The sequence below is a fragment of the Nocardiopsis valliformis DSM 45023 genome (genome assembly GCF_000340985.1).
Taxonomy (GTDB): domain Bacteria; phylum Actinomycetota; class Actinomycetes; order Streptosporangiales; family Streptosporangiaceae; genus Nocardiopsis; species Nocardiopsis exhalans.
Genome location: NZ_ANAZ01000020.1, coordinates 75,810 through 82,797 on the forward strand (window position 1 = coordinate 75,810; position 6,988 = coordinate 82,797).

6 protein-coding genes are annotated in these 6,988 nt (G+C 69.8%); 2 read left to right on the top strand and 4 right to left on the bottom strand.

Features of this window, described 5'->3' with window-relative positions:
- Positions 1–100 precede the first annotated feature (100 nt).
- The 4 genes from rsgA to D457_RS0120105 form a co-directional block, all read right to left on the bottom strand.
- Positions 101–1,198 carry a ribosome small subunit-dependent GTPase A gene (gene rsgA, locus D457_RS0120090; protein ID WP_086002216.1) on the bottom strand — a complete coding sequence of 366 codons (1,098 nt, stop codon included), beginning with the start codon at positions 1,196–1,198 and terminating at the stop codon, positions 101–103.
- A gap of 401 nt (positions 1,199–1,599) precedes the next feature.
- Positions 1,600–2,478: an MHYT domain-containing protein gene (locus D457_RS0120095; RefSeq protein WP_026116832.1), complete on the bottom strand. Its 879-nt coding sequence runs from the start codon at positions 2,476–2,478 to the stop codon at positions 1,600–1,602.
- Between the two features lie 141 nt (positions 2,479–2,619).
- Positions 2,620–3,378 carry an MHYT domain-containing protein gene (locus D457_RS0120100; RefSeq protein WP_017582470.1) on the bottom strand — a complete coding sequence of 253 codons (759 nt, stop codon included), beginning with the start codon at positions 3,376–3,378 and terminating at the stop codon, positions 2,620–2,622.
- A gap of 227 nt (positions 3,379–3,605) precedes the next feature.
- Positions 3,606–4,148: a TetR/AcrR family transcriptional regulator gene (locus D457_RS0120105; RefSeq protein ID WP_026116833.1), complete on the bottom strand. Its 543-nt coding sequence runs from the start codon at positions 4,146–4,148 to the stop codon at positions 3,606–3,608.
- A 247-nt stretch (positions 4,149–4,395) separates the two neighbouring features.
- On the opposite strand from D457_RS0120105, the gene paaN reads away from it, so the two are divergent.
- Together paaN and D457_RS0120115 are read left to right on the top strand one after the other, a co-directional pair.
- Positions 4,396–6,069 carry a phenylacetic acid degradation protein PaaN gene (gene paaN / locus D457_RS0120110; protein WP_017582472.1) on the top strand — a complete coding sequence of 558 codons (1,674 nt, stop codon included), beginning with the start codon at positions 4,396–4,398 and terminating at the stop codon, positions 6,067–6,069.
- Between the two features lie 156 nt (positions 6,070–6,225).
- Positions 6,226–6,927 (top strand): carbonic anhydrase, encoded by a 702-nt coding sequence (locus tag D457_RS0120115; RefSeq protein ID WP_017582473.1) that lies wholly within the window; start codon positions 6,226–6,228, stop codon positions 6,925–6,927.
- Positions 6,928–6,988 lie beyond the last annotated feature (61 nt).

Below are 6,988 nucleotides of genomic sequence, written 5' to 3' on the forward strand. Positions count from 1 at the left end.
GGGCCCTCCTCCCGAAGATGATCTTGCTACCAGTAGCAAGTTCGGCGCCGAACTTGCTACTGGTAGCAAGATCACCGGGGATGAGGGGGCGGGCGGACCGTCAGTAGCCGCGTTTGCGGCGGGCCGCCTCGCGGCCGTGGCGGTCGTTCTTCTTCCACCCCTTGCGGCGTTCGGCGCGCAGCCGGGCGTCGCCGCGGGACCGGTTCCACTCGGCCTCGCGGCGCAGCTTGTACCAGCGCTCCAGACGTCGGGTGTCCAGCTCGCCCTCGTCCACCGCCGCGTTGACCGCGCACCCCGGTTCGTTGCCGTGGGCGCAGTCCCCGAACCGGCACTGCTCGGCCAGTGCGTTGATGTCGGCGAAAGTGCGGTCCACCCCGCTCTCGTCACCGGGCACGTCGATGCGGCGCACCCCGGGGATGTCCAGGAACAGCGCGCCCCCTGGCATTGGGATCAGCTGCCGGTGGGTGGTGGTGTGCCGCCCGCGCCGGTCCTCGCGGATCGCGCCGGTCTCCATGACCGTCTTCCCGGCCAGGGCGTTGAGCAGGCTCGACTTTCCAGCACCCGAAGTGCCGAGCAGCACCCAGGTGGCCCCGGGGCGCAGCCGTGCGGCCAGTTCCTCCAGGCCCAGACCGGTGTGCGCGCTGACGGTGTGCACGTCGGCGCCGGTGGTGACGGACTCGACCAGTTCGACCACCTCGGGCAGGCGCTCACCGGCGAGTTCGGCCTTGGTGATCGCGACGATGGGGGTGGCCCCGCTGGTCCAGGCGAGGCTGAGGAAGCGTTCCAGGCGACCCACGTTGGGCCCTTGGTCGGCGGCCTCGCAGATCAGGACCGCGTCGATGTTGGCGGCCAGGACCTGGTCGTGGGAGTCCTTGGCTACGCCCTGGCGGACAAGGGTGCCCGAGCGTTCCAGGACGGCCTCGACCAGCCAGGTGTCGCCGGAGCGGCGGACGGCCACCCAGTCCCCGCTGGTCGGAGCGGTGGCGGGATCGGTCTCCGCGGCTTTGCGGACGGCCGGGGCGAGTGAGGCGGTCTCGTGCTGGGGGAGACGGACACCCACGGCTCCCCGGCGGGCCTCGGTGACCCGTGCGGGGAGCAGGACGTGTGTCGAGTGCCGGGCGGCGGCGTCGAAGGCCGTCTCGACACGGGGGTTCCAGCCGAGCCCGCTGAGCGGGTGGCCGAAGGTGTTCTCGGACATGCTGGTGGTGCTGTGCTGACTCACTGTGCTCTTTCGGTAGAGCGCGAGCCGGTGCCTGGGGCGGGTCGAACGCGACCTACGGCTCGCTGACGACGGGAAGACGGGTGTGGGAACCAGGCGTGGTGCAGGCCATGGCTTGCTCCTCTCGTCAGCGGCCGGCGCGGACCGCACGGCACGCACCGACCCTAGGACAGGGCCCGGGGTCGGTGCCAGTGGTTTTTCGAGGGTTCCTCGGATGCCGACGGGGAGCCTCCGACGGGAGGCACCCCGTCGGGGCGGACCGTTTCGCTCAGGCCGCGCGTCGGGCCCTGCGGCGGTGCACCGCGAAGGCGGTGCCACCGGCGATGGCCATCACGGCGGCCTCAGCGGCGACCGCGCCGACGTCGTCGTTCGGGTCGGCCTCAGCGGCGCCTGGTCCACACGTCGTCCCCGGGACGGGACTGTTGTCGTGGGGCGGGTGCCTCCGGTGCCCCGTGCCGGGGCCGATAAGAGGCGTCGGCGCTCTGGACGGTGTGCTCCGCCGCCCGGTGGGAGGGGCGGGTGTAGTCCCTGCGCTCGTACTCGTCCTCGCCGCCGAGCAGCAGGAAGAGGCTGCAGATCAGCAGGAAGACGAACAGCCCGATGATCACGGGAAGCAGCAGGTCGCGCGCCTTGGCTCCGTCGGGTGCGCCGATGGGGTTGAAGTCGGCCGGGGTGGCGTGGAGCCCGGCCATGCCGGTGTAGTGCATCGCGGTGACCGCGGTCGCCATGACCACCGCGGCCAGAGCGATACTGCCCAGGTGTTGGAGGTTGCGGGCGAACCACAGCGCGGTGGTGGCGGCGGCCACGGCGATCACGCACGACAGCGCGACGTAGGCGGGGTCGTGGTGCATGCTCCCGTGGATGTTCATGGCGGCCACACCCGTGTAGTGCATGGCGATGACGCCGACACCGACCAGGGTGCCGCTGGCCAGGAGGCGGCCCGTGGTGGGCTGCCGCAGCACCAGGTGGAGGGCGATCAGGACGACCAGGATCGGGAGGACACCGCTGATCACGGTGAGGAGGACGTCGTAGCGCAGGGGGGACCCGGTGACGGAGTAACCGAACATGGCGACGAAGTGCATCGCCCAGATGGCTATCCCGCCGATCGAGAGTGCTGCCAGGGCCAGCCACTGCCAGCGGAAGAAACCCGTCGCCCGACGGGCTCTGGAGGCGAAGGCAAGCCCCAGGAAGGAGCCGACCGCCGAGATGATGTAGGCGATCGCGGGCGTCATCCAGCCTTGGGGGAGGAGATCGGACACGTTCCCTGTTCTCTACTTTCCATGATGCAAGTCACAATTGTGGCTTCTGTTCATGGAGCGTAGACATGTCCGTAATTCAGCGCTAGGGGAGTATCCGTTCCTCCGGTGGCCTGATGTGGCCAATTTCCGGACGCGGGGTTGTCAACCGACGTTGTTTCTGTCGCGATGGCGGGATTTGTTGTCCTCGCCCGCGTTCAGCAACAGGAACAGGCTGCAGACCATCAGGAAGACGAACAGCCCGGTGATCAGCGGCAGGAGCAGGTCCGAGGTGTTCGCGCCGGGTGGCGGGGTGAGCGGGACGTGCTCGGCGGCAGTGAAGCTCATGCCGAACATCCCGGTGTAGTGCATGGCCGAGACGGCGATGCCCATCAGGAGGGCGGCGAGCAGGGAGTAGGAGGCGCGGCGCACGTTCAGGGCGAACCACAGCGCCGTCGTGGCCGCGCTCACCGCGATCACGCACGCCGCGCCCACGTAGACGGGGTCGTGGTGCAGGTGGCCGTGGACGTTCATCGAGGCCATGCCCATGTAGTGCATGCCCACCACGCCGGTACCCGCGATCAGCCCGCCGCTGATGATCCACGGCTTGGTCGGCCGCGTCGTGGCCAGGGTGAGCGCCACGAACATCACGCCGATCGCCAGCAGGCCGCTGAGTATGGTCAGCGTGGTGTCGTAGCGGATCGGCGCGCCCTGGACACGAAAGCCCATCATGGCGACGAAGTGCATGGACCAGATGGCCGTGCCGCCCAGGCAGGCCGCGCTCAGGGTCAGCCACAGCCAGCGCCCGGCCCCGTCGGCGTCCCTGGAGAGCAGGGCGAACCGCAGTCCGATGAACGAACCGGTCACGGAGAGGACATAGGCGATGGCGGGTGTCCACCAGCCGTATGCGAAATGGTCGATCATGGCGAGGGCTCCGGGAAGAAGGAGTGCGGGGAGGTGAAAAGGCACGGAAAAGCAGAGAGAAAAGGAGGGATGAATCTACTTTAGGACCTTTATTTCGACCTCTGGCGCGCCAAGGACCTGCTCCGGGGGTTGGTGGCGGAGGGAAAAGGTGAAACCTACCGCCTGGTAGGAGCTTTCGGTGTCCGGGGGGTCGACGGGTGATGCTGGGCACAGGCGAGCCCAGGCGCTCAGTCCCGGTGGCTGCGCAGGCCCTCGAAGGCGATCCGGCACAGGGAGTCGGCGATCTCCTCGGCGGCCATGCCACGGTCCGGCTTGTACCACTCCACGATCGAGTTGACCATGCCGAAGAGCAGGCGGGAGGCGACCGCGGGGTCGACGTCGCTGCGGATGTCGCCGTCCACGACACCCTCGCGGACCAGGTCGGCGATGAGGTGGTCGAACTGGCGGCGGCGCTCCAGGGCGTGCTTCTCCACCTCGGTGTTGCCGCGTACCCGCAGCAGCAGGGTGACGTGCGGTAGCTCTTCCACCAGTACCCGGACACTGCCGCGCATCACGTGTTCGAGCCGCGCGATGGCGGGTCCGGTGACGGCGCCCTCCTCGCGGGTGACCTCGAACAGGGCGTCCATGGCCAGGTCCAGGGACTGGCGCAGCAGCTCGGTCTTTCCGGTGACGTGGTGGTAGATCGCGGACTTGGTCACGCCCAGGGCGCGGGCCAGGTCCTCCATGCTCGTGCCGTCGTACCCGCGTTCGTTGAACACGCGCGCGGCCACGCGGAGCACGGAGTCGGCGTCGTGCCCCGGTCGGCCGGAGCGGCGCCGACCGGTCTGGCGCGAGGAGGCTGGTTCGGTTGCGGAAGATCGGGACACGGTTGTCGAATCTACCTTGTGACAGGGACGGACGTGCCGGAGGCGGGCGGCCAGCCGTGTCTTCCTCTCACGAGGATTTGCTAACTTAACGAACGGTCGGTTAGTAACGCACTATAGACCCCGGACCACCACCTGAGGAAGGGCGTAAGCCGTGCCGACGCACCATCCGGACCTGCTCGAACGACACCGAGGGACCCTTGACGCCGCCGTCGCGGCGATCCGCGGGCGGCACCACCACAGCGCCTACCCGGAGTCGCCGAGCCGATCGGTCTACGGGGAGGAGGCCGCCCCGGAAGGAAAGGCTGCCTTCGAGGCGCTGCTCGGCAAGGACTTCCCGCTCGACGGGCCCGGCGACCGGGGCCGCGTGGCCACCGAACGCTCTCCCTACGGCCCGGCACTCGACGTCACCTACCCGCGGGCCGATGCCGAAGCCCTCCTCGCCGCCTCCGGCCGGGCCCTCGCCTCCTGGCGACGTGTGCCCCTGGAGGTGCGCGCGGGTGTGTGCCTGGAGGTCCTCGACCGGCTCAACCGCCGCAGCTTCGAGATGGCGCACGCCGTCCAGCACACCAGCGGCCAGTCCTTCGTCATGGCCTTCCAGGCGGGTGGCCCGCACGCCCAGGACCGGGGGCTGGAGGCGGTGGCCTACGGCTACGACATGATCGGGCGCTACGCGGGCGAGTCCCGGTGGGAGAAACCCCAGCGCCGCGGCGGCCCGATCACCATGGCCAAGCGCTACACCGCGCGCGGCCGCGGGATCGGCCTGGTCATCGGCTGCAACACCTTCCCGACCTGGAACTCCTACCCCGCGCTCTTCGCCGACCTGGTCACCGGCAACACCGTGATCGTCAAGCCCCACCCGGGCGCGGTGCTGCCGCTGGCGATCACCGTGGCGGTCGCCCGTGAAGTGCTCACCGAGCAGGGCCTGGACCCCGATGCCGTGCTGCTGGCGGCCGAGGCCCCCGAGGACCGCCTCGCGGCTGATCTCGCCCTGCGTCCCGAGGTGCGGATCGTCGACTTCACCGGCTCCACGGAGTTCGGCGACTGGCTGGAGGACAACGCCCGGCAGGCCTTTGTCAGCACGGAGAAGGCCGGGACCAACACGGTGGTGGTGGACTCCACGGACGCCTATCGCCCGATGCTCGGCAACCTCGCCCACTCCCTGTCCCTGTACAGCGGCCAGATGTGCACCACTCCGCAGAACATCTACGTCCCGGCCGGGGGCGTGGACACCGACGAGGGGCACAAGGGCGCCGACGAGTTCGCCGCGGACCTGGCCGCCGCCGTCGCCGAACTGGTCGCCGATCCCGCGCGGCTCGTGGGCGTGCTCGGAGCCGTGGTCAACGACGGGGTGCGGGAGCGGGTGGACACGGTCCAAGGGCTCGGGGAACTGCTGCTCGCCCCGACCTCGCCCGCCCATCCGGAGTTCCCCGACGCCGTCGTGCGCACCCCGGCCCTGGTCCGGCTGGGCGCCGAGGACCGGGGGGTGTACGGGCGCGAGCACTTCGGTCCGATCTCCTTCGTGATCACCACGGCCGACACCGGGGAGTCCCTGCGCCTGCTCGGCGAGACCATCGCCGAGCAGGGAGCGATCACCGCTGCGGTCTACTCCACCAGCGAGGACGTGCTGGAGCGGGCGGAGGAGGCCGCCCTGGACGCCGGGGTGAACCTGTCCGCGAACCTCACCCAGGGGGTGTTCGTCAACCAGTCGGCCGCCTTCAGCGACTACCACGGTTCGGGGGCCAACCCCGCGGCGACCTCCGCGCTGACCGACCCGCGTTTCGTGGCGGGCCGCTTCGACTTCGTGCAGTCCCGCCGCCACGTCTGAAAAGGAACTCCCGGCCGTGTGGGACCGTGTCCCGTTTTGGGCCCGGCGCGTTAGGGAAGCGTCAATGCTCTTGTCGCCCCTGACGCGCCGGGAGTAGCTTTTTTCCGCTTTGACAGCATAAATCCTTTTGTTCGTGAAACGGAAAAAGAGGCCCCCATGGCCATCACCCGCCGCGGCGCCTTCAAGGCGTCGCTCCTCGGCGGTGTCGGCGCAGCCGTCGCCACCACCCTCCCCTCCTCGGCCTGGGCCGGAGCCGCCCCCGTCGGGGCCGTCACCGGCGACGCCAAGAAGGCCCTGCGCCTGCTCAAGGAGGGCAACAGACGCTGGCACCGCCACGTGTCCCAGCACCCCCACGAGAGCAGGGCGCGCCGTGCCCAGCTGGTCGAGGGCCAGGATCCCTTCGCGGTCGTCCTGGGCTGCGCGGACTCCCGGGTGCCCCCGGAGCTGGTCTTCGACCGGGGGCTGGGTGACCTCTTCACCATCCGCTCCGCGGGTCAGGTCCTGGACGGTTCTGTGCTCGGTAGCCTCACCTACGCGGTCGATCACCTGCACACGCCCCTGATCGTGGTGATGGGTCACCAGAGCTGCGGAGCCGTCGACGCGGCGGTGGAGGCGCACCGCACCGGCGAGCTCCCGCACGGCCATGTTGGCGGCCTGGTCGCGGAGATCCTGGAGGTGGTGGAGTCCACCCCCGACGACGGCCAGGACTTCCTCGACGACTGCGTCCGGGCCAATGCCCAGCACATCGCGGAGCGGCTCCGCGGGGACGACGAACTGGGTGAGTTCGTGTCGGACGGGAGGTTGGAGGTCGTCGCCGCCCGCTACGACCTGGAGAGTTCCAGGGTCACCTGGCTCTGAGTCCCACCCAGCCCCGCAGAACCCCGCTGAGCCCCGCCGGACCGTCCTTACGGCGGGGGGC

Bases quoted from the DNA above. Each gene is read 5' to 3' on its own strand.
- D457_RS0120115 (WP_017582473.1), top strand. From the start codon at position 6,226: ATGGCCATCACCCGCCGCGGCGCCTTCAAGGCGTCGCTCCTCGGCGGT.
- D457_RS0120100 (WP_017582470.1), bottom strand. From the start codon at position 3,378: ATGATCGACCATTTCGCATACGGCTGGTGGACACCCGCCATCGCCTAT.
- rsgA (WP_086002216.1), bottom strand. From the start codon at position 1,198: ATGTCCGAGAACACCTTCGGCCACCCGCTCAGCGGGCTCGGCTGGAAC.